General features: G+C 38.8%; 19 protein-coding genes. 18 read left to right on the forward strand and 1 reads right to left on the reverse strand.

Annotated features, from left to right (window positions below; all coding sequences use genetic code 11):
• Positions 1-10 precede the first annotated feature (10 nt).
• Genes R2Q84_RS13350 through R2Q84_RS13360 form a run of 3 tightly spaced genes read left to right on the forward strand, consistent with a single transcriptional unit; the run spans position 11 to position 4,709 of the window.
• Positions 11-376 (forward strand): BlaI/MecI/CopY family transcriptional regulator, encoded by a 366-nt coding sequence (locus R2Q84_RS13350; protein WP_316817049.1) that lies wholly within the window; start codon positions 11-13, stop codon positions 374-376.
• Positions 376-2,829, forward strand: coding sequence for a M56 family metallopeptidase (locus tag R2Q84_RS13355; RefSeq protein WP_316817050.1), 2,454 nt, complete (start codon positions 376-378; stop codon positions 2,827-2,829). The genes R2Q84_RS13350 and R2Q84_RS13355 overlap by 1 nt, the downstream gene beginning before the upstream one ends.
• On the forward strand, positions 2,829-4,709 hold the full coding sequence (locus tag R2Q84_RS13360; protein ID WP_316817051.1) for a M56 family metallopeptidase: 1,881 nt from the start codon (positions 2,829-2,831) through the stop codon (positions 4,707-4,709). The genes R2Q84_RS13355 and R2Q84_RS13360 overlap by 1 nt, the downstream gene beginning before the upstream one ends.
• On the opposite strand, the gene R2Q84_RS13365 is transcribed toward R2Q84_RS13360, so the two are convergent.
• On the reverse strand, positions 4,706-5,836 hold the full coding sequence (locus R2Q84_RS13365) for a BamA/TamA family outer membrane protein (RefSeq protein ID WP_316817052.1): 1,131 nt from the start codon (positions 5,834-5,836) through the stop codon (positions 4,706-4,708). The two genes, R2Q84_RS13360 and R2Q84_RS13365, sit on opposite strands and share 4 nt — an antisense overlap.
• A 215-nt stretch (positions 5,837-6,051) precedes the next feature.
• On the opposite strand from R2Q84_RS13365, the gene R2Q84_RS13370 reads away from it, so the two are divergent.
• The 15 genes from R2Q84_RS13370 to R2Q84_RS13440 all read left to right on the forward strand — a co-directional run bounded on the left by R2Q84_RS13370 (position 6,052) and on the right by R2Q84_RS13440 (position 23,272).
• Positions 6,052-7,032, forward strand: coding sequence for a deoxyhypusine synthase family protein (locus R2Q84_RS13370; protein ID WP_316817053.1), 981 nt, complete (start codon positions 6,052-6,054; stop codon positions 7,030-7,032).
• Positions 7,033-7,285: 253 nt separating this feature from the next.
• Positions 7,286-8,584 (forward strand): c-type cytochrome, encoded by a 1,299-nt coding sequence (locus tag R2Q84_RS13375; protein WP_316817054.1) that lies wholly within the window; start codon positions 7,286-7,288, stop codon positions 8,582-8,584.
• Positions 8,585-8,630: 46 nt separating this feature from the next.
• Positions 8,631-11,711 carry a TAT-variant-translocated molybdopterin oxidoreductase gene (locus tag R2Q84_RS13380; protein ID WP_316817055.1) on the forward strand — a complete coding sequence of 1,027 codons (3,081 nt, stop codon included), beginning with the start codon at positions 8,631-8,633 and terminating at the stop codon, positions 11,709-11,711.
• Positions 11,712-11,743: 32 nt separating this feature from the next.
• Entirely contained in the window at positions 11,744-13,216 is a 1,473-nt protein-coding gene (nrfD, locus tag R2Q84_RS13385) for an NrfD/PsrC family molybdoenzyme membrane anchor subunit (protein WP_316817056.1), read from the forward strand.
• Positions 13,217-13,218: 2 nt separating this feature from the next.
• Positions 13,219-13,755, forward strand: a complete 537-nt coding sequence (locus tag R2Q84_RS13390) for a DUF3341 domain-containing protein (RefSeq protein WP_316817057.1) — start codon at positions 13,219-13,221, stop codon at positions 13,753-13,755.
• A complete protein-coding gene (locus R2Q84_RS13395; protein ID WP_316817058.1) occupies positions 13,748-14,347 on the forward strand; it encodes a cytochrome c in 600 nt (199 codons plus the stop codon). The genes R2Q84_RS13390 and R2Q84_RS13395 overlap by 8 nt, the downstream gene beginning before the upstream one ends.
• A 15-nt stretch (positions 14,348-14,362) precedes the next feature.
• A complete protein-coding gene (locus R2Q84_RS13400; RefSeq protein ID WP_316817059.1) occupies positions 14,363-15,577 on the forward strand; it encodes a quinol:cytochrome C oxidoreductase in 1,215 nt (404 codons plus the stop codon).
• Between the two features lie 69 nt (positions 15,578-15,646).
• Positions 15,647-16,876: a cytochrome c oxidase subunit II gene (locus tag R2Q84_RS13405; protein ID WP_316817060.1), complete on the forward strand. Its 1,230-nt coding sequence runs from the start codon at positions 15,647-15,649 to the stop codon at positions 16,874-16,876.
• A 20-nt stretch (positions 16,877-16,896) separates the two neighbouring features.
• Positions 16,897-18,786 (forward strand): cbb3-type cytochrome c oxidase subunit I, encoded by a 1,890-nt coding sequence (locus R2Q84_RS13410; RefSeq protein WP_316817061.1) that lies wholly within the window; start codon positions 16,897-16,899, stop codon positions 18,784-18,786.
• 85 nt (positions 18,787-18,871) lie between these two features.
• A complete protein-coding gene (locus tag R2Q84_RS13415) occupies positions 18,872-19,936 on the forward strand; it encodes a COX15/CtaA family protein (RefSeq protein WP_316817062.1) in 1,065 nt (354 codons plus the stop codon).
• A gap of 11 nt (positions 19,937-19,947) precedes the next feature.
• On the forward strand, positions 19,948-20,850 hold the full coding sequence (cyoE, locus tag R2Q84_RS13420; protein WP_316817063.1) for a heme o synthase: 903 nt from the start codon (positions 19,948-19,950) through the stop codon (positions 20,848-20,850).
• A gap of 7 nt (positions 20,851-20,857) precedes the next feature.
• Positions 20,858-21,448 carry a cytochrome c oxidase subunit 3 gene (locus tag R2Q84_RS13425; protein ID WP_316817064.1) on the forward strand — a complete coding sequence of 197 codons (591 nt, stop codon included), beginning with the start codon at positions 20,858-20,860 and terminating at the stop codon, positions 21,446-21,448.
• Positions 21,449-21,478: 30 nt separating this feature from the next.
• Entirely contained in the window at positions 21,479-22,186 is a 708-nt protein-coding gene (locus tag R2Q84_RS13430; protein WP_316817065.1) for a cytochrome c oxidase subunit 3, read from the forward strand.
• Between the two features lie 19 nt (positions 22,187-22,205).
• A complete protein-coding gene (locus R2Q84_RS13435; RefSeq protein WP_316817066.1) occupies positions 22,206-22,565 on the forward strand; it encodes a cytochrome C oxidase subunit IV family protein in 360 nt (119 codons plus the stop codon).
• Positions 22,565-23,272 carry an SCO family protein gene (locus R2Q84_RS13440; RefSeq protein WP_316817067.1) on the forward strand — a complete coding sequence of 236 codons (708 nt, stop codon included), beginning with the start codon at positions 22,565-22,567 and terminating at the stop codon, positions 23,270-23,272. Before R2Q84_RS13435 ends, R2Q84_RS13440 begins: the two co-directional genes overlap by 1 nt.
• The last annotated feature ends 10 nt before the right edge of the window (positions 23,273-23,282 follow it).

A 23,282-nucleotide genomic window follows, 5' to 3' on the forward strand; every position in this document is an offset into this window, starting at 1 on the left:
GCTTTATGTTATGGAAGAATTAACTAAAGCAGAAGAACGTATTATGCAAATCATCTGGAAGCTTCAGAAAGGATTTGTTAAAGATATCATCGAAGAAATGGATGAGGAACCTAAGCCTCCATATAATACCATTTCATCTATAGTCAGACTTTTGGAGAAAAAGGGGTACTTAAGTTATAAAGCTTACGGTAAAACCTATGAGTATTATCCGGCGATCACTAAAGAGGATTATGCTAAGACCTCCTTCTCGAAATTGTTTTCTGGCTATTTCGATAACTCACCGGTTTCTTTATTGTCTTTTATGGTTAAGGAGCAAAGTCTCAGTGAGGCAGATATTGCCGAACTGAAGGCACTCATTAACAAAAACGAGCAATAATGGAGTGGCTGCTCTATCTGCTTAAAGTGAGTGCCTGCATGGCCTTGTTTTATACGTTGTATTATTTGTTTCTACAAAGGCTTACTTTTTTTAGTTTGAATAGGATTTATTTATTGTTAGCCCTGGTTATTAGTTTTCTTATTCCGGCTTTACAGTTGGAAATAGAAAGGCAGGTAAAGGTACAGCAGGAGGTTTTGATGCAGGAGGTATTAACTCCCGGGGTGGTATCAACAGCTGATCCACTCAATACACAGATTTCTGTTGCGCAGAATCCGCTTCCTGTTTCAGGCTTTGGTTTTTCTGAATACAGCTGGCAGGAAACTATGTACGCAGCTTACTGGCTGATTGTTGCTGTTATGCTGATGGTGTTTGTTTACCAGATGGTTCAAGTCTTAAAACACATCACTAATGAAAATAGAAAAGTCGGGCGGCTAAAAGTTGTCTATAAACCCAATGGTTTTACCAATTGTTCTTTTCTGAATTATGTTTTTGTTGATCAGCAGGACTTAACGGAAGAAGAAATAGCTGTGATCCTTCAGCATGAAGCAGTTCATGCTAGCCGATTTCATTCACTGGACAAGCTATTTGTGAATATCTGTAGAGTTTTTTTATGGTTTAATCCATTGATTTATTTGTATGAACAAGCACTGGAGCAGGTACATGAATATGAAGCAGATGAGGAAGTTTCGTCAATTGTAGGAAATGTCTCTTATGCTAATTTATTACTGGCCATAGCCGTTCGTAAGAACAACTCTTCTTTGGTGCACAGTTTTGTTAAAAATCCGATTAAGGCGCGTATTAATATGTTATTCACTAATCAATCAAAAAAGATGAAAAAGTTAACCTATCTAGCAGTATTGCCATTGGTGTCAATATTGCTTTGGAGCTTCTCAGTAGCTTATGTCGATAAGCCATCGACGAAAGCATATTCAGAAGAACTTATTAGTAAAAATCCAGCTTCAAAGCTGGAAGACAGTGTAAGATATAGGCAGAAAATAAAATGGACGCCTGAAATGGAAAAAGCAAGATTGGAAGACGACGCATGGCTTAAAACCGAAGACTTTAAGAACAAGGTGAAATTAGGCAGAAGCTTGATAGGGAAAAAAATTGAGGTTTTGGTGAAAGGTGAGGAGGAGGAGCCTTTCGGCACCAGAATGATATCCAAACTACTTGTGGAGTATCAGAACAAGGATTATTACCTGACCTGCGATTTGCCTACAGGAGCTGCAAAAATTAAAGGCTTGGTAGAAGTTGGAGATAAATTGGATGTATTGGTATATGGCGGTAGCTATTCTAAGAAGTCAATTGTAGGTTTAGAAGCAGAGAAAATCATAAAAGATGGCCGTTTGATTTATGAAATGGAAAGGCCGAAGATAGACCCTAGTAAAAAGCCAGCTCCATTTCTGTTTGAAATGAATAAGGTGAGGTTTAACGATGGTGTCATTACAAAAGCTGGCAGTGTAGTCGCCGGAAAAAGAACTATTGAGGTTTCTGCTAATGGTTGTAAATTTATCCTTCATATCAATTCAAACCAGGTTGAGCTTTCCGAATTGGCATCCTTTAAGGACGGAGATAAAGTTAGGTTACGGTTTGTTCACGAAGTGAAAACCGGGGCTTCAACCTATACCATTGCAGACTGGGTGTCAATTTCCAAAGACCTGAAGTCGTACGGGCCGAAAAACAAACAAATGTTCTATCGCTTTTATGAGGAATGGCCGACTGATAAAAAGGCTGTAAGAACAAATTCAAACTTTCCGCAAGAACCTTTTATAAAGAGCTCGACTAAGGAGTACAATGGTACTGTTTACTACAACTATGAAGCAAAAGCTCCTAAAGGTCAAAAGATGACTATGAGCACCGCTTCGGATAAACTAAAGCCAAAATTTATTGTCGATGGTAAAGTATATTCATTTGAAGAAGCTCAAAAGTTTGATCAGGTATTTTTAAACAAGTTAAGTGCTAATCAAGGTGGTGGCCCGGCTACTCTTTATGATCAGGAAGGATTGTATAAAGGAGATTGGGTATTCTGGTTTGGTACAGAGCCAAAGCTCAGTACAAGTGAACAAATGAATAGGGATACTTATAAGAAGTACCAAGGGAAAACGCTTAAAGCAAGAGTGGCCAGCTATTCTTATAGTACACCACAGAAAAAACTAATGGATGGATTTTATATCAAAACAGATGATGGAGTAGATATGAAGGTGTTTATAGAAGTAAAGTATGCAAAGCAAATTAATGAGAAACTAAAAGCAGGAGATCTGCTGACCATTGTCGCTAAGCACGTTGGTTATTGGCAAAACGAAAATTCCATTGTAATCCAAAGCAGTAAGCTCATCAAAGGTGGAGTTGTTTTGTTCGATCGTAATAGACCTGTAATAGACGAAAGAACTGGATTTGTGAGTAAAGCAGGTATTGCAGAACGGAAGACGCATATTAACAAAAACGGGAACTAATGGAATGGCTGTTGTATTTGCTTAAAGTGAGCGCCTGTACGGGATTGTTTTATGTCTTGTATTATGGTTTTTTTAAGCATCTGACTTTTTTCAGTGTCAATAGGTTTTATCTTTTGATTACCTTGTTGTTGAGTTTTATAATACCGGCTGCAGAGTTGCAAGTTGAACGGACCAGGCCTGTAGCACAAGTTCAGATGATGCATTCTGAAGTTCTTTTTGATGATGAAACAACAGTACCGGAGGTTGCAAAAGAAACTTCATTAAAGACTCATGCTACAATGCCTGTTTCTTTGCCTGTATACGAATGGAAACACTTATTCTTTTGGGGATATGTAATGGTTGCAGTTATTGCGGTGCTTATCTTTCTTGTTCAGCTTGGTTATTTACTTACCTGCATACGGAAAGTATATAGACGGGTTGGGAATATAAAAGTTATTCATAAACCAGAGGGATTTACCAACTGTTCTTTTTTCAACTATGTATTTATTTCAGATCGCAATTTAACAGATCAGAAGATTGCTGTGTTGTTACAGCATGAAAGTTTGCACGCCTTAAAATATCATTCGATAGATAAGCTCTTTTTAGGAGGTTGTAAGGCGCTGCTTTGGTTTAATCCATTTATTTATTTATATGATAAAGCTTTGGAAGCTGTGCATGAATATGACGTGGATCGGGAGACGTCATCAATTATTGGTAATAAGTTCTATGCAAATTTGTTGCTCGAAATGGCGGTGAATAAAAATAATGGAGCGTCCTTAGTACACAGCTTTGTTAAAAATCCAGTAAAAGAGAGAATCAAAATTTTATTTACTAATCCATCAAACAACATGAAAAAAATATTCTATTTGTTGAGCCTTCCTGTTTGTTTAATCCTATTTTGGGTATTTTCTGTGCAGGTTGTATATGCGGAAATTAAGCAGGATGTTTCTGATCTTAAAGTAAGGACTGTTAACCCTTCGGGCAAGTTTATAGAGATTGTTAAGGGACAGGCAGCAGGGCCATCTGGAGTGGAGGAGGTGGATGTTGTTGTTGTGAAGTCTCCTCGTGGTAAAGTATTGAAAATGGTATTGTCCAACGACTACGAAATAAAGTTTGTAGTGAATGGAGTGGTTTACACTTTTGAGCAAGCGCTTAATTTCGATAAAACTTTTATCAGTACCTTAAGTGAAAATCGGGCTGTCGGATCGGGAAGGTATTATAGCATACCTGGCGTAAAGAAAAATGATCGGATATTTTGGTTTGGAAAAGAACCAGCGTTAAGTGACGAGACACTGAAAACCAGGATCGCAATTAAGAAATATGAAGGGAAGACCGTATTTGGAAAAGTATCAGGTTACACATATACGTCTGATGGGAAAAGAATGAGTGGCTTTACAATAAAACGAGAATCGGGGGATGTGCTGAAAGCCTATGTTAATCCGCTGTTTGCTGTGCAGGTGAATAAACAGCTTAAAATAGGTGATGATATTAAAATTAATGCATTTAATGCTTTTTTCTCAAGCGAATGCAATTGCGAAGTGATTGGATCTGGTACGTATGTAAAAAATGGCAAGGTCATATTCGATAGAGACAGGTTTGTTGTAGATGATAGGGGCGAGGGGGTTAAAACCAATTATCGGACTTTAGCTAAAATTGAATATCAGGCAAGTGATTCGGTTAAATATTCGAAAGATAGAAAGATCGTTGATCTTTATGGATCGGCAAAGTTAAATCTTGACTCGCTGACGTTGGAGGCAGATCACGTTCGGATCAATAATTATACAAAGATTGTAACTGCATTTAATGGTAAGATGACTTCCCGTTACAGTTCCTGGAAATTGAATGCTGATACTATTCGTTACGATTTGAAAACGAAGCAGATTCAGAGTCGAAATAACTAAAATGCTTCCGCCAGACTGATGTAAAATCCGGTCTGACGTTTTTCATTGGCACGTTTCTCACCAATACCGTAATCCAGGCGGACGCTCAGTCCTTTTTCCGGATCGAAGAAATACCTGCCACCGGCACCATAAGAGGGTTTGAAGTTCTTAGCTGCAAAGCCTCCGTTTTCAAAAACCTGTCCTGTGCCTCCAAAAACTACCGCTCCAAAACGATTGTTATATCGGTATCTAAGTTCTGCCTGGGCTGCCAGTAGATTTTTATCGCGATAACGGCCGGTATAGTAGCCCCTCATCATTTCGTCGTTACCCATTTGAGGTAATAAGTAGAACGGAGCGTTTTTGCCTTGCAGTGTATGAAAGAGTCCGTTTACACCCAGCACAAATTTAGAAGAGAGTGACCAGAAATTACGGACATTAGCTTTGATCAGCGCTCCGGTAAAGTTTTCACCGCCCCATAAATCAGGAGCGTATTGAAGGGTGACCTTAGCCATTAAACCTTTAGTTGTGTAGTTATTGGAGTTTCGTGTATCGTAGGTTTGGGAAAAACCTGCATAGGCAACTGAGCCGCCAAACTTATGAAGGATGGATTGATCTTTTGTAAAGATCCCGCCAATTTCATTATCGGTAAAGTGATAATTTTCAAAACCGACTAAAAAACCTGTATACATATTCGGCCATAATCTTTTTTCTGCTTCAAGGACAACCTTTACAGATCCCTGTACCAAACGGTCTTTATCTGCTTCCAGTGTTTCATTGCCGATGCCATAAAAATCAAATGGCATTCTTTTAAAACGGACTTCGGTAATGTAATGGTGTTTGTTTGCTTTTGTCCAGATGTCGCTTTTCAAAGAAACATTATATTGCCCTTTGGTGGATACAGAGGCTAATCCAGAGAAATTTGAGCTCCTGTTGCTGAGGTCTTTTTTGTCTAAATACGTAGAATAAAGTAGCCCGGCGCCAAATTCAAGGCCGATTTCCTGAGAATAGCGTAATATCGGTACGGGCATAAAGCTTGGCCTGCGTGAGGAGTCTGTTTTATTCGATAAGTATCGTTCTATAAGTTTCTTTTGCCCTAATGCGTTTACTGCAATTAAAACGAATATGGTGCAAATCGAAAATTTCTTCATCAGCCTAAAGTAGTATAAAGTTTTATTTTTTTGGTTACCTAAGCAAGTTTAAGGCCACATATTGTAAAGACTTTATTTCTGTTTAAAACTCATCATGCGTTGGTTTTATAGTAACGTTGTTGTAACACTATATGTTATCGGGCTGAATGATGGGGCGTCGTGGCTTTAATTTACATAAATTATACTATTTTTGCGGCAACAAATAATAGATCAAGATGAGTACAACAAGAGGACCGATATCTCAGTTTATGGAGCGGAATTATCTCCATTTTAATGCGGCAGCGATGATGGATGCCGCAAAAGGATATGAAACACATTTAGATGAAGGAGGTAAGATGATGATCACACTCGCAGGTGCGATGAGTACCGCTGAGTTGGGTATTTCATTAGCAGAGATGATTCGTCAGGATAAAGTTTCCATTATTTCATGTACCGGAGCGAATCTTGAAGAGGATATTATGAACCTTGTTGCGCACTCTCACTATAAACGTGTTCCTAATTATCGCGATTTGAGTCCGCAGGACGAGTGGGATTTATTAGAGAACCACTACAACAGGGTAACTGATACGTGTATTCCAGAAGAGGAAGCTTTTAGAAGATTACAAAAACACATTAACAAAATTTGGAAAGACGCAGAGCAGGCTGGTGAGCGTTATTTTCCACATGAGTTTATGTACAAGATGTTGTTAAGCGGAGATTTGGAACAATATTACGAGATTGATCCGAAGAACTCATGGATGCTTGCAGCAGCGGAAAAGAACCTTCCAATTGTAGTACCAGGATGGGAAGACTCAACAATGGGTAATATCTTCGCCTCTTATGTGATGAAAGGTGAAGTGACAGCAACTACTGTAAAAGGTGGTATAGAGTATATGGGGTACCTGGCCGACTGGTATATTAAGAACAGTGAAGGTAAAGGAATTGGATTTTTCCAGATTGGTGGTGGTATTGCGGGTGATTTCCCGATTTGCGTTGTGCCAATGCTTTACCAGGATATGGAAATGCCTAATATTCCGTTCTGGAGTTATTTCTGTCAGATTTCTGATTCTACTACTTCATATGGATCTTATTCAGGTGCTGTGCCTAATGAGAAGATCACCTGGGGTAAATTAGATATTGATACACCAAAGTTCATTGTAGAGTCTGATGCAACAATAGTGGCGCCGCTCATATTTGCATGGATATTAAAAATGTAATTTAAAATTGCAAATCCGGTATTCGGATGATGCGTTTAGAAGGTCACCAATTTTTTAAAAGAATTGGTGATTTTCTTTGTTTAAAGCATCAAAATGGCACTATTTAGATTGATTATAAATTGTATTTACTGTCATTTCTTTGTCATTGGTACGTTAATAAATTTTACTTTTGTGGACGTTTTGGTGGAGACCTTGAGTTTAAACATCAATTACGGTTATAAAGTTTTTTAAAAAATAGCATAAAATACTCATTATGAGGGACATCTCATTGATCATTAGAAGAGTTTGGAAGTCGGCATTCATGTTTACGGCTCTATCTGTTTTAATCGTTTCTGCATCACAAGCGCAAGATTTAGTGGAGGGAAGAAAGTTATTTAAGGATAAATGTGCTTCTTGTCACCAATTAGACCGTAACAGTACTGGTCCGGCATTAACACCAAAGCTGACCGAGTTGGACGAGGCCTTTTCCATTAAATGGATTAGAAACTGGAAGTCATTAGTTGACGCTGGCGATCCAACTGCAATCGAGGCAGCTAAGTTTTCTCCTGCTGAGATGACTACGTTTCCAACCTTAACTGACGATCAGATTAAGAACATCATTGCTTATGCAAAAGCAGGTGAGCCAAAGAAAGAAGCTGTAGCGGGTGCTGCGGTAGCTGGAGCTGGTTCTGATGAAGTTTCAAGCTTCTCTATTGCTGGTATTGCCTTGATTATATTAATCTCAATCGCTGTATTGGTGGTATTAGGTCGCGCAGTTAAAATGCTGGAGCGTTTGATCTTAAAGAAACAAGGTGTTGAAGTTGTTGAAGAGGAAAATCTTTCTTTCGCAGCGGGAACACGTAAATTATTCAAAAACAAGAAGTTTGTATTCTTCTTTATCCTGTGCTTAATTATCAGCTTAGGTTCATTCGGTTGGAAGGGAATGTGGAATACAGGTGTACATACCGGCTATCAGCCAGTACAGCCAATCAAGTTCTCTCACGAACTGCACGCAGGTGTAAACAAGATCGACTGTCAGTATTGTCACTCTGGTGCATTTAAATCTAAAAATGCTTCTATACCTTCAGTTAACGTTTGTATGAACTGTCACAAATCTGTACAGGCTACTGAAAAATATAACGGTGAGATTTCTCCTGAGATTCAGAAAATCTATACTGCTATAGGTTACGATCCAAACACACTTACTTACGATAAATCGAAAGAAAAGCCGGTTGAGTGGGTTCGTGTACACAACTTACCTGACTTTGCTTACTTCAATCACTCGCAACACGTTGTGGTTGGTGAGGAAGCCATCAGAAAAGAGAGAGGTTTAAAACCTAACGAGCCAGTATGTTTTGCATGTCACGGTCCGGTAGATACAATGGAAGAGATTTATCAGTACTCTCCGTTAACCATGAAATGGTGTATCAATTGCCATAAGGATGCTGAGATTTCAGGTAAAGACAATGCATTCTATGCTAAAGTGATTGAAGCGCATGAGAAAATCAAAAAAGGCGAGAAAATCACTCCTGCATTGCTAGGTGGTTTAGAGTGTGGCAAGTGTCACTATTAATAGAGTTTAATAACAAAGAACGTTCGATAACAGTAATATAGCTTAAATGGAAAGCAATAAAAAATACTGGAAAGGCTTAGAAGAGTATAACAACACTCCGGATTTTGTTGAAAACAACAAAAACGAATTTGCTGAGCCCCTTCCAATAGAAGATGTTTTAAATGAAGCAGGATTAAGTACCGTAACTCCACGCCGCGACTTTTTAAAGGCTTTAGGTTTTGGATTAGGTGCGGTAACACTTGCGGCTTGTCAGACTGCCCCTGTACATAAGGCAATCCCTTATGTAATTAAACCTGAAGAGGTTGTACCGGGTATCCCTAACTACTATGTTTCAAGTTTTAATGGCCAGCCGGTATTGGTTAAAACCAGAGAAGGCAGACCGATTAAGATTGAGGCTAACACCAATGCAGGTGTGTTTAACTGCGGTACTGATGCTCAGGCACAGGCTTCAGTTTTAGATCTGTATGATGTATCTAAACTTAGATCTCCATTGTTCAAGGATGCTGATGCAACCTGGACTAAGGTTGATGAGTTTGTAAAAGGAGAGCTAAATAAAGCTCAGGCTTCAGGAAAGAAAATCCGTATTGTTTCTTCTTCAGTAAACAGTCCTTCCACTAAAGCAGTTATAGCTGATTTTGCAACAGCTTACCCTAATACTAAACACGTACAGTATGATGCGGTTTCTTATACAGGTATTATTAAAGCTAACGAAAACAGCTTTGGTAAAGCAGTTGTTCCTAAGTACAAATTTGATAAGGCAGACCTGATCGTAAGTTTCGGTGCTGACTTTTTAGGTACCTGGATCAGTGGTGAAGAGTTTACTGCTCAATATGTATCTAACAGAGATCATAAATCATTAAAACAAGGTAAAATGTCGCGCCACTTCCAATTTGAGGCGGGCATGAGTTTAACAGGTACCAATGCAGATACCCGTATTCCGGTTAAATTATCGGAAGAAGGCCCTGCACTGATTGCCTTATATAATGCAATTACTGGTGCTGGTTTAGCTGGCGGTACTTTGCCAAATAATGTTACTGCTGATAAAGCGTTGAAATTGGTTGGTAAAGAGCTTTTACAAAATAAAGGTAAAGCCCTTGTAGTTTCAGGATCAAACGATGTATCTACACAAATCCTGGTTAATGCCATTAACTCTGCTATCGGCAGTTATGGTACGACTATCGATTTAGATAATCCTTGTAAACGTTATGCAGGTAACGATGCGGAATTTGCTGAGTTCATTAATGAAATGAACAGAGGTGAAGTTGCTGCTGTTTTCTTCCTGGATAGCAATCCTGCTTATGATGTAGCGAATGTTAAAGTGTTTACTGATGCTTTGGCTAAAGTTGCATTGAAAGTTTCCTTCTCAGACCGTAAGGATGAGACTGCTACTTTATGTGATGTGGTTGCCATTAACCATAACTATTTAGAAGCATGGGGTGATGCAAGTTCATACGAAGGAGTTTACTCTATCGTACAGCCTACCATTAATCCTGTGTTCAACACACGTCAGGCAGAGGAAAGTTTATTGATCTGGTCTGATAATGCAGTTAAAGAATACTACCAGTATGTACGTAACAACTGGGAGAAAAACATATTGCCAGCTGTAGGTTCTAACTGGAAAGAAGTATTACAGAAAGGTGTATTTGCTGCTGCTGAAAAACCAGCTGGTGCTTATACTTTCAGTCTTTCTCTTGCTGCAGTTGTTCCTTCTATTTTAAACAATAGCAAAGCTTTAGCTAAGGATATTGAGTTACAGGTTTACGAAAGCATTCCAATGCGTGACGGTAAACATGCTAACAACGCATTCCTGCAAGAACTTCCTGATCCGGTTTCTAAAGTAACATGGGATAACTATGTTGCAATCGCACCTAAGTATGCAGAGAAATTAGGATTTAAAGAATTCGATATCGTTTCTGTGAAAGCAGATAATGGTTATAGCATTGATTTACCTTTATTGATTCAACCGGGACAAGCGCCAGGTACAGTATCTATTGCATTAGGTTACGGACGTACTAAAGTTGGTAAAGCCGGAGATAATGTAGGTAAAAACGCTTATCCGTTTGTAAGCTTCAGCAATGGTACTTTAAAATATGCTACTACTGTTAAATTAACAGCAACTGGTGGTAGAGAGGAACTTGCTCAAACACAAACGCATTATTCTTTTGAAGGCAGAAATGTAATCCGCGAGGCTACATTTACTGAATACAAAAAGAATCCTGCTGCTGGTTCAGGTAATGACCACGCTAAACATAAAACTTACGATTTATGGGATAAATTCGAGAAACCAGGTAATAACTGGGTTATGGCAATCGATCTGAATGCTTGTACTGGTTGTGGTTCTTGTATTGTTGCCTGTAACGTAGAAAATAACATTCCTGTTGTTGGTAAGGACGAAGTGCGTAAACGTAGAGAGATGCACTGGTTGCGTATCGACCGTTATTACAGCTTTAACCAGGAAAATGATACGCATGCAGAAGCACATGGTGCACATGGCCATAGCAATGGTATCAACTCAGTAACTAAAGAGAAAGAGATCGCTCATTTGAAAGAAGAGCAAATGAACAATGTATCGGTTGTACACCAGCCTATGCTTTGTCAGCATTGTGATCACGCTCCTTGTGAAACAGTTTGTCCGGTATTGGCAACAGTACACTCATCAGACGGCTTAAACCACATGGCTTATAACCGTTGTGTAGGTACTCGTTATTGCGCGAACAACTGTCCATATAAAGTACGTCGTTTCAACTGGTTTAACTACTGGAATGATTCTCGTTTTGACAACTATCTGAACAATGAATTTACTCAGCTGGTACTTAACCCTGATGTAACTACACGTTCAAGAGGTGTTATGGAGAAATGCTCGATGTGTATTCAGCGTATTCAGGCAGGTAAATTACAGGCTAAAATTGAAAAACGTCCGTTGAAAGATGGCGATATCAAGATGGCATGTCAGCAAGCTTGTTCTGCAAATGCAATCATCTTTGGTGATTCCAATGATCCGGAATCGGAAGTTTCTAAAGCATTACGTAGTGAGCGTATTTACTATGTGCTGGAAGAGATCAACGTACAACCGGGTATTGGTTATATGACGAAAATTAGAAATACAGATACAACAGTACAAGCGTAAGCAGATAGCTGATATTAAAAGAAATATAAATTATGTCAGGACATAACGAATCAATATTAAGAGAACCACTAATCACCGGTAAAGATATAACGTACGCAAAGATTACGGACGATATTTTAATGCCGGTAGAGAACAAGCCAAACAAGGCATGGTGGATAGGATTTATCGTCGCACTATGCGGAGCTTTACTATGGGTAGTAGCAGTGAGCTATACCTTCTGGTTCGGTATCGGTGCTTGGGGATTAAATAAAACAGTTGGATGGGCTTGGGACATCACCGGTTTCGTATGGTGGGTAGGTATTGGTCACGCCGGAACGTTGATTTCTGCGGTACTATTACTCTTCCGTCAGAACTGGCGTAACTCGATTAACCGTTCGGCAGAGGCGATGACGATCTTCGCGGTTATTTGTGCGGCTACGTACGTAGTATCACACATGGGTAGACCATGGTTAGCTTACTGGGTGCTTCCGCTACCAAATCAGTTCGGATCATTATGGGTTAACTTTAACTCACCGTTAGTTTGGGATATGTTTGCAATCTCTACTTACTTCTCGGTATCACTATTGTTCTGGTATACAGGTTTATTGCCTGATATCGCGACAATCCGTGACCGTGCAACAGGAGTGAAAAAGAGAGTTTATACTATTCTGTCATTCGGTTGGGCAGGTAACGTAAAAACATGGCAACGTTTTGAGGCTGTGTCGATTATCCTTGCCGGTATCTCAACACCTCTGGTACTTTCGGTACACACGATTGTATCTATGGACTTTGCTACCTCGGTAATTCCGGGATGGCACACAACGATCTTCCCTCCATATTTTGTGGCCGGGGCGATTTTCTCAGGATTTGCGATGGTGTTAACCTTATTATTGGTTGCACGTAAAGTATTAGGTCTTGAAAACTACATCACCATGTTCCACATTGAATCGATGAATAAGATCATCATTTTAACTGGATCTATTGTGGGTGTGGCTTATTTAACGGAGTTCTTTATTGCATGGTATTCAGGTTCTGAGTACGAGCAATATGCTTTCATCAACCGTTCAACTGGTCCATACTGGTGGGCATACTGGATGATGATGACTTGTAACGTGATCTCTCCACAGTTGTTGTGGTTCAAAAAGATCCGTACCAGCATTGCTGCTACCTGGATTCTATCTATCGTAGTAAACATCGGTATGTGGTTTGAGCGTTTCGTAATTATCGTAACTTCATTACACCGTGATTATATTCCTTCAAGTTGGGCGATGTTCTATCCATCGTGGGTTGACGTGAGTGTATTCGTTGGATCGATTGGTTTGTTCTTTACTTTATTCTTATTGTTCTTAAGGGTATTACCTTCAATTGCAATTGCTGAGGTGAAGTTGTTACTTAAGAGTGCAAGTGAGCAAGCTAAAATGGAGCAGATTAAGGAAGGTCATCTTGATCCGACACACGTATCAGAATATGTGGAGTCGTTAGAGAAATTTGATAGTGTTAAACAAGAAGATTACGCAAAAATATAACAATGAATAATATCAAATATATTTTAGGCAGTTTTGGTGATCCTGATGAGATGATGCATGGCATCGATAAGTTGCAGGAGAATAACATTAAGATACATGATGTTTATACACCAATGCCTATTCACGGCATAGAAGCTAAATTAGGAGTTAAGCGTTCAAGGTTAGATATCGCGGCTTTCTTCTTTGGAATAACAGGAACATGTACCATGCTTACATTTGTATATTTTGCGGCTGCGTATGACTGGCCAATTAATATCGGTGGTAAGCCTCACTTTGCATTACCGGATTTTATTCCAATTACGTTTGAGTTAACCATTTTGTTTTGTGCTTTTGGTTTAGTGGGTTCTTACTATGCTTCCAGTCATTTATTCCCTGGAAGAGCACCTAGAGTGATGGACTTAAGAGCGACAGATGACAGGTTTATCATTGCAATTGATGCAAAAGAAAACACTGATCACAATAAGATTGATGATTTATTAAAGGAAGCTGGTGCTTTGGAAGTGAAGCATAATGAAAGGAAGTATATTAGCTATGAATAAGAGTAAAGTAGTTTTAGCCTCGTTTTGTATTCTTGCTGGTGCTGTTATATTTTCAGCCTGCAAGGATAAAAGAAGTACAGGCCTGGAGTACGCAAGGAATATGTATGATCCACTAGGTCCTAACCCAGATCAGCCGCTTTCCACTACAAACGAAGATTTAAAGAGTTTTAAAGGTCAGACTGCTCAAACACCTCCGGCACATACTGTTCCGGTTGGATTTGATAAGTATGAGTATCCAAATACCAAGGAAGGTTATGAAGCGGCAAGTGCTTTAGTTAACCCACTTGCTTTAACTGAGCAAAACCTGGTTTCAGGTAAGCATTATTTCACTGTATTTTGTGCTCCATGTCATGGAGAAAAAGGCGATGGACAAGGTCACCTGGTGAAAATCGAAAAGGTTAGCGGAATTCCTTCTTATCATGGTGATGCAGCTTCTTCGCGTGGTGGTCTGATGAAAGATTTAACAGCGGGAAAAATTTATCATACAATTATGTATGGTTTAAATAATATGGGATCACATGCCTCTCAGCTATCTCCAGAAGAAAGATGGAAAGTAGTGATGTATGTTCAACAATTACAACAAATACAATAGAAAAGAACAATATAGATGGGAACTCACAATTATAATTTAACTGAGCAGTTTGAGTTTACAGGCAAAGCTAAAACTTTAAGTATAATCGCTATTGTAATAGGTATAGCGGCTATAGGTTATGGTTTTTCTGCTGAGGCGCTTCATGAGCGTACTTTTGCAAACTTGTTGCTGATGGCTTATTACTTCGCTTGTGTTTGTATGTCAGGAGCCTTCTTCCTGGCTGTTCAATTCGTAGCACAGGCTGGTTGGTCTGCGTCAATATTAAGGGTACCTGAAGCTATGGCTAAGGTATTGCCAATAGCAGTAATCATTTTGCTTGTAGTAATGGGCGCAGGTTTATATACTCACAATTTGTATCATCACTGGCATGCTGATGGATTGACAGATCCACTTAGCCCTAACTATGATAAATTAATCGACGGTAAGTCAGCCTTTTTGAATGTGCCTTTTTTCATGGGCCGTCAGATTGTCTTTTTAGCAATCTATAGCTTTTTCGCTATGTACCTTGCTAAATTATCGAACAACGAAGATTTAGAAGGTGGTTTAAACTCTTATAGAAAGAGCTTTAAGTACTCTTGTATCTTCCTTGTAATCTACGGATTTACAACACCAATTTTTGCTTTTGATACGGTAATGTCATTAGAAGCACACTGGTTCTCAACCATGTTTGGTTGGTATAACTTCGCTGCAATGTGGGTATGTAGTCTGGCAATTATTGCCATTATGCTTATCCTGTTGAGAAAAGCGGGTTACATGAGCTGGGTAAATAATAGTCACTTGCACAACTTAGGACAGTTTATCTTCGGATTCTCTATTTTCTGGACTTATGTATGGTTTGCTCAGTTCCTTTTGATCTACTATGCAAACATGCCGGAAGAGACCGTATATTTCTACAAAAGGTTTGAGCATTATGAGTTCTGGTTTTACCTGAATCTTGTATTGAACTTTTTAGCTCCGGTATTGCTGTTAATGGACAGAGATAACAAGAGACAGGAAAACATTTTATTAACGGTGTCAATCGTTGTTTTATGTGGACACTGGGTTGATTACTACCAGATGATTATGCCAGGTACTGTTGAAGAGCACCATGCATTTGGTTTTATTGAGATTGGTATAGCAGTAGGTTTTGTAGGTTTGTTTACCTTTACCGTTTTAAATGCGTTAAGTAAGAAGCCTTTAATCCCGAAAAATCATCCGTTTTTACAAGAGAGTTTAAATCACCACTTGTAATAGGTGATCTTTATAGCGTATAATAAAATAATAGTATAATAGAAGTACAGCGTTACTACTTTTAAGGAAATGAGTTTAAGAAAATTTATAAGTAACAAATCAATAGCGGCACTGGCAGTAATTTTATCTGCATTTGCAAGTACCAGCGCATTTGCACAAGCTGCAGCCGCTGAGGCCGCTAAAAAGCCCGTAGATATGGGGCCGATTTATAAATCGGCAATATTTTATGCCATGGCGTTTTTACTACTTTGCTTGTTCATAGCAATTATAGGAAAAGCATTAAAGGTATATGAATTGACCCGTGAGGCTCAGGATAAACCTAAAGGTATTAACTGGAATACAGTAAACGGGGTTCTTTTTGCCTTGTTTCTTATCGTAGGTTTATATGGTGTATATTGGGAATATACGGTTCATGGTAAGATGATCCTGCCTGAGGCAGCATCTGAACATGGTAAGAAAATCGATCAGATGTTTAACATCACTTTGATTTTAACAACCATTGTATTTATTGTTACACACATTCTTTTATTCACTTTCTCTTACTTCTACAGATACACTAATAAAAGAAAAGCATATTACTACCCACACAACAATACGATTGAGCGTATCTGGACAATTGTTCCTGCATTGGTTCTGACTGTACTTGTATTGATGGGTTTCTTAACCTGGAGATCTATTTTCTACAAAATTGAAGATCCGAATAATAAACCAATCAGCATTGAGGTTACTTCATCTCAATTCGCATGGGCTATCCGTTATTCAGGACCAGACGGTGTTGTAGGTACTAAAAACTTTAAGTTGATCAACTCGGTAAATGCGCTGGGTATCGATTTTAAAGATAAAAATACATTGGATGACCAATCGGCTGACGAAATGGTGATCCCTGTAAATAAACCAGTACGTTTAATACTGACCAGTAAAGATGTAATCCACAGTTTTTATATGCCGCATTTCAGGGTTCAATTAAACACTGTACCGGGTATGACTTCTTACTTTGAGTTTACGCCTACCATTACTACTGAAGAAATGAAGGCTAAAACAAATGATCCTACATTCAAATATTTGTTCTTATGTAACAAGATCTGTGGTGATGGTCACTATAAAATGCAAAAAGAAGTTAAAGTTGTTTCTATGGCAGAGTATGAGGCTTGGTTAAAAGAACAACCAACTTATTTAACTGATGATTTGAGGAAAGAATTTAATCTACCTGTTACTCCTGCAGCTGTTACTGCTCCTGCAGATACTGCAGCAAAAGATACCTCAGCTGTTAAAACAAAACAATTAGCTTTAAATAATTAATAATACTGGAATAGCACATTATGTCAACTATATCATTACACGATACACATAACCACGATAACCATGATGATCATGGGCATCACAAAGAGAGCTTCCTGACGAAGTATGTCTTTAGTCAGGATCACAAGATGATTGCCAAGCAGTTCCTGATAACAGGTATTATTATGGCTGTTATTGCGATGGGCTTGTCGATATTGTTTCGTCTACAACTAGCATGGCCTGATAAAGACTTTCCTATTTTGGAAACTTTCTTAGGAAAATGGGCTGAAGGTGGTCGTATTAAACCTGATTTTTATCTTGCACTCGTAACCATACATGGTACCATCATGGTATTCTTTGTATTAACTGCAGGCTTAAGTGGTACATTTAGTAACTTGTTGATCCCGCTTCAGATCGGTGCAAGGGATATGGCTTCGCCATTCCTGAACATGCTTTCTTACTGGTTCTTCTTTGCTGCTTGTGTAATCATGATGAGTTCATTCTTTATACAAACAGGACCTGCAAGTGCTGGTTGGACGGTTTATCCTCCTTTATCTGCTTTGCCTACTGCGATTAGCGGTTCTGGTTTAGGTATGACTTTGTGGTTAATCAGTATGGTACTTTTCGTTGCCTCATCTTTAATGGGTGGTATCAACTATGTAAGTACAATCTTAAACATGCGTACAAAAGGTATGGATCTTTGGAAAATGCCTTTGACAATCTGGGCTTTCTTCCTTACTGCTATTTTGGGTGTTTTATCTTTCCCTGTATTGGTAGCTGGTGTGGTGTTGTTGATTTTCGATAGAAGTTTTGGTACCAGTTTTTACCTTTCTGATATTGTTATGGGTACACAGATCCTTCCTAACGAAGGTGGATCTCCAATCTTATGGCAACATTTATTCTGGTTCCTTGGTCACCCGGAGGTATATATTGTAATCATGCCTGCAATGGGTCTGTCTTCAGAGATTATGTCTGTGAATGCAAGAAAACCGATCTTCGGTTACCATGCGATGATTTATTCATTGATCGGTATTACTATCCTTTCGTTTATCGTTTGGGGTCACCACATGTTTGTGACGGGTATGAACCCACTCCTGGGAGGGGTGTTTATGATCACAACTTTGATCATTGCTGTACCTTCAGCTGTTAAGACGTTTAACTGGCTGGCAACACTATGGAGAGGTAACATCAGGTTTACACCTGCAATGTTGTTCTCAATTGGTATGGTTTCCTTCTTTATTTCTGGTGGTTTAACAGGTATTTTCCTGGGTAACGCATCTTTGGATATCAACTTACACGATACTTACTTTGTAGTAGCTCACTTCCACCTTGTAATGGGATCTGCGGCTATATTTGGTATGCTTGCGGGTGTTTATCACTATTTCCCTAAAATGTTCGGAAGATTGATGAGCAGCAAATTAGGATACTTACATTTCTGGATAACTTTTGCTTGTGCTTACCTGGTATTCTTCCCATTACACTTCTTAGGTCTTGATGGTGTACCACGTCGTTACTATGCATTTACTGAGTTTGAATTTATGCAGAAATGGGTTACGGTAAACGTTTTGGTTACCTGGGCTGCAATTGTTGCTGCATTAGCACAAGTTGCGTTCTTGTTCAATTTCTTCTATTCAATCTTCAAAGGAAAAGTATCATCACAAAACCCTTGGGATTCAAATACTTTAGAATGGACAACTCCGGTAGAGCGTATACATGGTAACTGGCCAGGAGAAATCCCTACAGTATACCGTTGGCCATATGATTATAGCAAGCCGGGAGCTGCTGAAGATTTCATTCCTCAGACTGTTCCTTTCTCGCAAACAATGAGTTCAAATATGCCTCATGATTTTGAAGGCAATAGTGAGTCTGAGCGTATCCAAAGAGAATGGGAAGAAAAGAACCCTTCTGCAGATGCGTCAAAATTAGACTAATACGTAATATCTAATACAATGAGGTATCTGCAGTAGGTAAATACTTACAACAGATACCTCATTTTTTTTAAATCTATCACATACCATGGTTCCTAAATCTGAAAAGAGATTTATCAGGCTAAACCTTATCACTTTAGTTGTTACCCTATTGCTCATATTGGCAGGAGGGATTGTACGCAGCACTGGGTCTGGTATGGGATGCCCGGATTGGCCTAAGTGTTTTGATCAATACGTTCCACCTACACATGTTTCTCAACTTCCCGCGGATTATAAGGACAAATATGTCGCAGAGCGTGTTGCTAAGAATGAACGTTTCGCAAAGACACTCGAGAAGATGGGAAAAGCACATTTGGCGGATAGCATCAGACATGACGAGTCAATACTCGAACCCGAAACTTTTAACGTAGCAAAAACCTGGACAGAATACATAAACAGGTTAATGGGTGCCATAACAGGTTTTCTTTTGTTAGGGTTAACCGTATATTCATTTACTTATAAAGGTAAAGCCAACCGGATTATTGTGCTGAGTGTAGCAAATCTTGTTATTGTAGGTTTTCAAGCCTGGCTGGGCTCCATTGTGGTATCTACAAACCTGATGCCCTGGGTGGTTACGGTACACATGCTGCTGGCATTGGTCATATTAGGCATATTGGTGTATACTTATAATTATGCTAATCAGCTTCATAAGGAGGCTACTGTGATCATGGGACAGTTGGTATGGCTTAAAGTATTGGTCTTCCTGTCCATAGTACTGAGCGTTGTGCAAATTGTGCTGGGTACTGAAGTTAGGGAAGCGATTGATGCGATTTCTAAACAGATGATGTACAATCGGCGTCATAGCTGGGTTTCGAAGGTAGGTGATACTTTTAATTATCACAGGGACTTAGCTATTCTGGTATTGATCGTAAATATTATTATTTACAAAATAGTTAAGGATAAATTTAACGGGAAGGAAATTGCACTAAGAGTTGGTAATTCAATCGGGATAGTTTTAATTATTCAGATTGTAACCGGCTTATTATTGTCTAACTTTGCGCTTCCACCGTATGCACAGGCAATGCATATTTTGTTTTCAACGCTTTTGTTTAGTTTACAATATTATCTGTATTTGCTGGTTTACAGAACAAGTACTTATAACCAACAGCATTAATTATAAATAAATTGAAGTATTTTTTCTCAGATTTCTCTAAGCTCATCAAATTCAGGTTAACGTTCCTGGTTGTGTTCTCTGCGTCAATTACATTTTTAATTGGTCAGAAGGCACAAATTTACAGAGGTGATTTAGATGGAATTAACTGGATAAACTGGTTGATATTAGTGGCGGGTGGATTTTTAGTGACAGGGGCAGCCAATTGTTTCAATGAGATTATAGAAAAGGACCTGGACAAATTAATGACCCGTACCAAGGACAGACCAATGCCTGCAGGAAGGATGACAACAGGACAGGGGCTTGTACTGGGGTTAATTATGGGAATGCTGGGTACCTGGTTATTGGGTAAGTTAAACCTGGAAACAGGAATATTATCGGTTTTTTCTATTTTATTGTATGCTTTTGCTTATACGCCATTAAAGCGTAAATCACCGATAGCCGTATTTGTAGGTGCTATACCCGGTGCTTTACCTCCGTTGTTGGGGTATTTAGCTGCTTTCGGTAGCGCGAAACACTTTGTGCCGATGGATTATACCATTGCAGTTATATTGTTTGTTGTACAGTTCGTATGGCAGTTTCCTCATTTTTGGGCAATTGCATGGGTATTGGACGATGATTATAGTAAGGCAGGCTTTAGGCTTCTTCCTACGACAAAAAGAGATAAAGTAAGTGCTTTTATAACTTTTTTAAGTACATTAATTTTGATTCCGGTAAGCTTGTTACCTACCATTTATGGATTTGGCGGCTATTATATCGGAGGTGTTTCATTAGTGGCAAGTCTTGTTTTTGCATGGTTTGGTTTTAAGCTATGGATAGATATGGATTTGAGTAGTGCAAGAAAAGTAATGTTCTGCTCGTTTTTTTACCTGCCATTGGTGCAATTGGTTTTATTATTTGATTTTTTAGCTAAATAATTTTTAGATGGTACAAACATTAAAAGAAGAGGGTTTAAAGATGGATGTGGCTTTTAATGCTAAGCCGAAAAAGTTCGTAGTATGGTTATTTGTAGTATCATCAACGATTATGTTTGGTGGTCTTACAAGTTATTATATTGTTTTTGCAGCATCTAAAGGTAAAGGGCATGGTTTAGTATTGCCTGATGTTTTTATGTACAGCACAGCGATATTGGTGGCCAGCAGTATATGTCTTTTCCTGGCAGCTAAAGCCTTGAAGAATGCAAATATTGGTGCTCAGAAATTACTCCTTTGGTGCACTTTGGCCCTGGGTGTAGTTTTCGGTTACCTGCAGGTTGATGCCTGGTCTACATTATTTCAAACAGGCGCGGCGTTTGTAAACAACAATGCGGCTATTTCTATGATTTATGTGGTATCCGGACTTCACCTTGTACACATTTTTGCCGGTCTATGCTTTATATTAAGTAGCTTAATAGGTGCTTATACAGGGCTTTCGTTAGAGAAAAGCAAATTCCGGATGGATGTTGCTTCTATATTTTGGCATTTTATAGATATATTATGGATATATCTGTATGTTTTTTTACTTTTGAACAGTTAGAATTTTTAACAAACTATTACTATTTACAAAATGAGTTCATTATCACAATTAGATCAGGTAAAAACCACTCCATGGAGCGGAGGCCGCTCGCCGTGGTCAGTAGAGTACGGCAAATTAATGATGTGGTTTTTTCTGGTTTCTGATGCATTCACATTTTCTTCATTACTGGTTTATTACGGTGCACAGCGCTTTAGTAAGTTAACCTGGCCAGATCCGGATCTGGTTTTCCAATCTATCCCAGGTATAGCAGATAGTGGATACCCACTTGTATTTGTTGGTATCATGACTTTTATCCTGATCATGAGCTCGGTAACTATGGTATTAGCTGTTGAGGCAGGACACAGAAGATCTAAGAAAGAAGTAATCTGGTGGATGGTAGCGACCATCATCGGTGGTTTTATGTTCCTAGGCTGTCAGGCTGCAGAATGGACGCACTTGTTCCATGAAGGTTTTGGTTGGGGTAAAATTCCTACAATGGAGACTTTGACCCACTTATTTAACGGTGAGGTTTCTACAGTATCTGCGTTGCAGTTTTCTAACTTGTTCTTTACCATTACCGGATTCCACGGATTCCACGTATTTAGTGGTGTAATCATTAATATCATCATTTTATGTATGACGATTAATGGTACATTCGAGAAACGCGGACATTACCTGATGATTGAAAAAGTTGGTTTATACTGGCACTTTGTTGATCTTGTTTGGGTATTCGTATTTACATTCTTCTATTTAGTTTAATTTTTTTCAATAAGATATTATGTCAGAATTACATACAGATCACGCTCACGGCGAACATGCACATGACGATCATGCAGGGTTAAGCAAAAAGAAGATTTGGCAGGTATTTTTTATCCTGCTTGGTATTACGGTTGTTGAATTTATCATTGCTCTTTGGGCAATTCCTGGTCAGCATATGTCACAAAGTGTCGGAAACTATGTATATATCGCTTTAACTTTATATAAAGCATTTTACATTGTTGCTTACTTTATGCACCTTAAATTTGAGAAGATAGGTTTGCAGGTTACTGTATCCATCGTATTTATATTTATTCTTTACTTTATTGTACTGATGCTGATTGAGGGAGGCTATTTGCATCTTCATATGCCACTAGTTTAATGAAGTCTACTTCAATAAAAAAAGTTTTAATCCTGGTAACCATTTTAGCGTTGCCAGGATTTTTATATAATATTCTACAGGACCAGGGTAAGAACAGGTATAAACCTTTGCCGATTTTTGGTCCGAAACAGGTTGCCGCTACTTTTCATTCTGTAAGAGGTAAACAAGTGCCCGATACGATTTATCATAAGCTTGGCGATTTTAAGCTCGTAAATCAGGTCGGTGATACTGTTACAGGCAAAAACTATGATGGAAAGATTCAGGTGATTAATCTTTTCTATACAAAAGGGAATACCGATGCTGTTCGTATTGCGAATAAGGGAATGAAAGACCTGGAAAAGATTTACAACCGCAATAAGATTGTAAGTTTTATAGGCTTAAGTATTGATCCCACCAATGATACACCCGAAGTATTAAAAGGTTATGCTGAACAACTTCCTGCGGTACCAGGTAAATGGGATCTCCTTACCGGTGATAGCACTACTATCTACAATCTGATCAATAAAAGATTGCTGATAGATGCACATCAGGAAAAGGTAAATGGTGAACAGAAGTTTGTATATAGCAACATGTTCGTTTTGCTTGATTACCAACACCGGATCAGAGGCTATTATGAAGCCACAAGTCAGGAAGACATGTCCAAACTAGATGATGAGATTAAGGTCCTGATTATAGAAGAACTAAGAAACAATAACGACGGACGTTAATCCGAAAATG

It is taken from the genome of Pedobacter nyackensis (genome assembly GCF_032678475.1).
GTDB classification, from domain to species: Bacteria; Bacteroidota; Bacteroidia; order Sphingobacteriales; family Sphingobacteriaceae; genus Pedobacter; species Pedobacter nyackensis_A.

Bases quoted from the DNA above. Each gene is read 5' to 3' on its own strand.
- R2Q84_RS13410 (WP_316817061.1), top strand. From the start codon at position 16,897: ATGTCAACTATATCATTACACGATACACATAACCACGATAACCATGAT.
- R2Q84_RS13405 (WP_316817060.1), top strand. From the start codon at position 15,647: ATGAGTTTAAGAAAATTTATAAGTAACAAATCAATAGCGGCACTGGCA.
- R2Q84_RS13440 (WP_316817067.1), top strand. From the start codon at position 22,565: ATGAAGTCTACTTCAATAAAAAAAGTTTTAATCCTGGTAACCATTTTA.
- nrfD (WP_316817056.1), top strand. From the start codon at position 11,744: ATGTCAGGACATAACGAATCAATATTAAGAGAACCACTAATCACCGGT.
- R2Q84_RS13365 (WP_316817052.1), bottom strand. From the start codon at position 5,836: ATGAAGAAATTTTCGATTTGCACCATATTCGTTTTAATTGCAGTAAAC.
- R2Q84_RS13395 (WP_316817058.1), top strand. From the start codon at position 13,748: ATGAATAAGAGTAAAGTAGTTTTAGCCTCGTTTTGTATTCTTGCTGGT.
- R2Q84_RS13355 (WP_316817050.1), top strand. From the start codon at position 376: ATGGAGTGGCTGCTCTATCTGCTTAAAGTGAGTGCCTGCATGGCCTTG.
- R2Q84_RS13400 (WP_316817059.1), top strand. From the start codon at position 14,363: ATGGGAACTCACAATTATAATTTAACTGAGCAGTTTGAGTTTACAGGC.
- R2Q84_RS13350 (WP_316817049.1), top strand. From the start codon at position 11: ATGGAAGAATTAACTAAAGCAGAAGAACGTATTATGCAAATCATCTGG.
- R2Q84_RS13360 (WP_316817051.1), top strand. From the start codon at position 2,829: ATGGAATGGCTGTTGTATTTGCTTAAAGTGAGCGCCTGTACGGGATTG.
- R2Q84_RS13435 (WP_316817066.1), top strand. From the start codon at position 22,206: ATGTCAGAATTACATACAGATCACGCTCACGGCGAACATGCACATGAC.
- R2Q84_RS13370 (WP_316817053.1), top strand. From the start codon at position 6,052: ATGAGTACAACAAGAGGACCGATATCTCAGTTTATGGAGCGGAATTAT.
- R2Q84_RS13390 (WP_316817057.1), top strand. From the start codon at position 13,219: ATGAATAATATCAAATATATTTTAGGCAGTTTTGGTGATCCTGATGAG.
- R2Q84_RS13425 (WP_316817064.1), top strand. From the start codon at position 20,858: ATGGTACAAACATTAAAAGAAGAGGGTTTAAAGATGGATGTGGCTTTT.
- R2Q84_RS13430 (WP_316817065.1), top strand. From the start codon at position 21,479: ATGAGTTCATTATCACAATTAGATCAGGTAAAAACCACTCCATGGAGC.
- R2Q84_RS13380 (WP_316817055.1), top strand. From the start codon at position 8,631: ATGGAAAGCAATAAAAAATACTGGAAAGGCTTAGAAGAGTATAACAAC.
- R2Q84_RS13415 (WP_316817062.1), top strand. From the start codon at position 18,872: ATGGTTCCTAAATCTGAAAAGAGATTTATCAGGCTAAACCTTATCACT.
- R2Q84_RS13375 (WP_316817054.1), top strand. From the start codon at position 7,286: ATGAGGGACATCTCATTGATCATTAGAAGAGTTTGGAAGTCGGCATTC.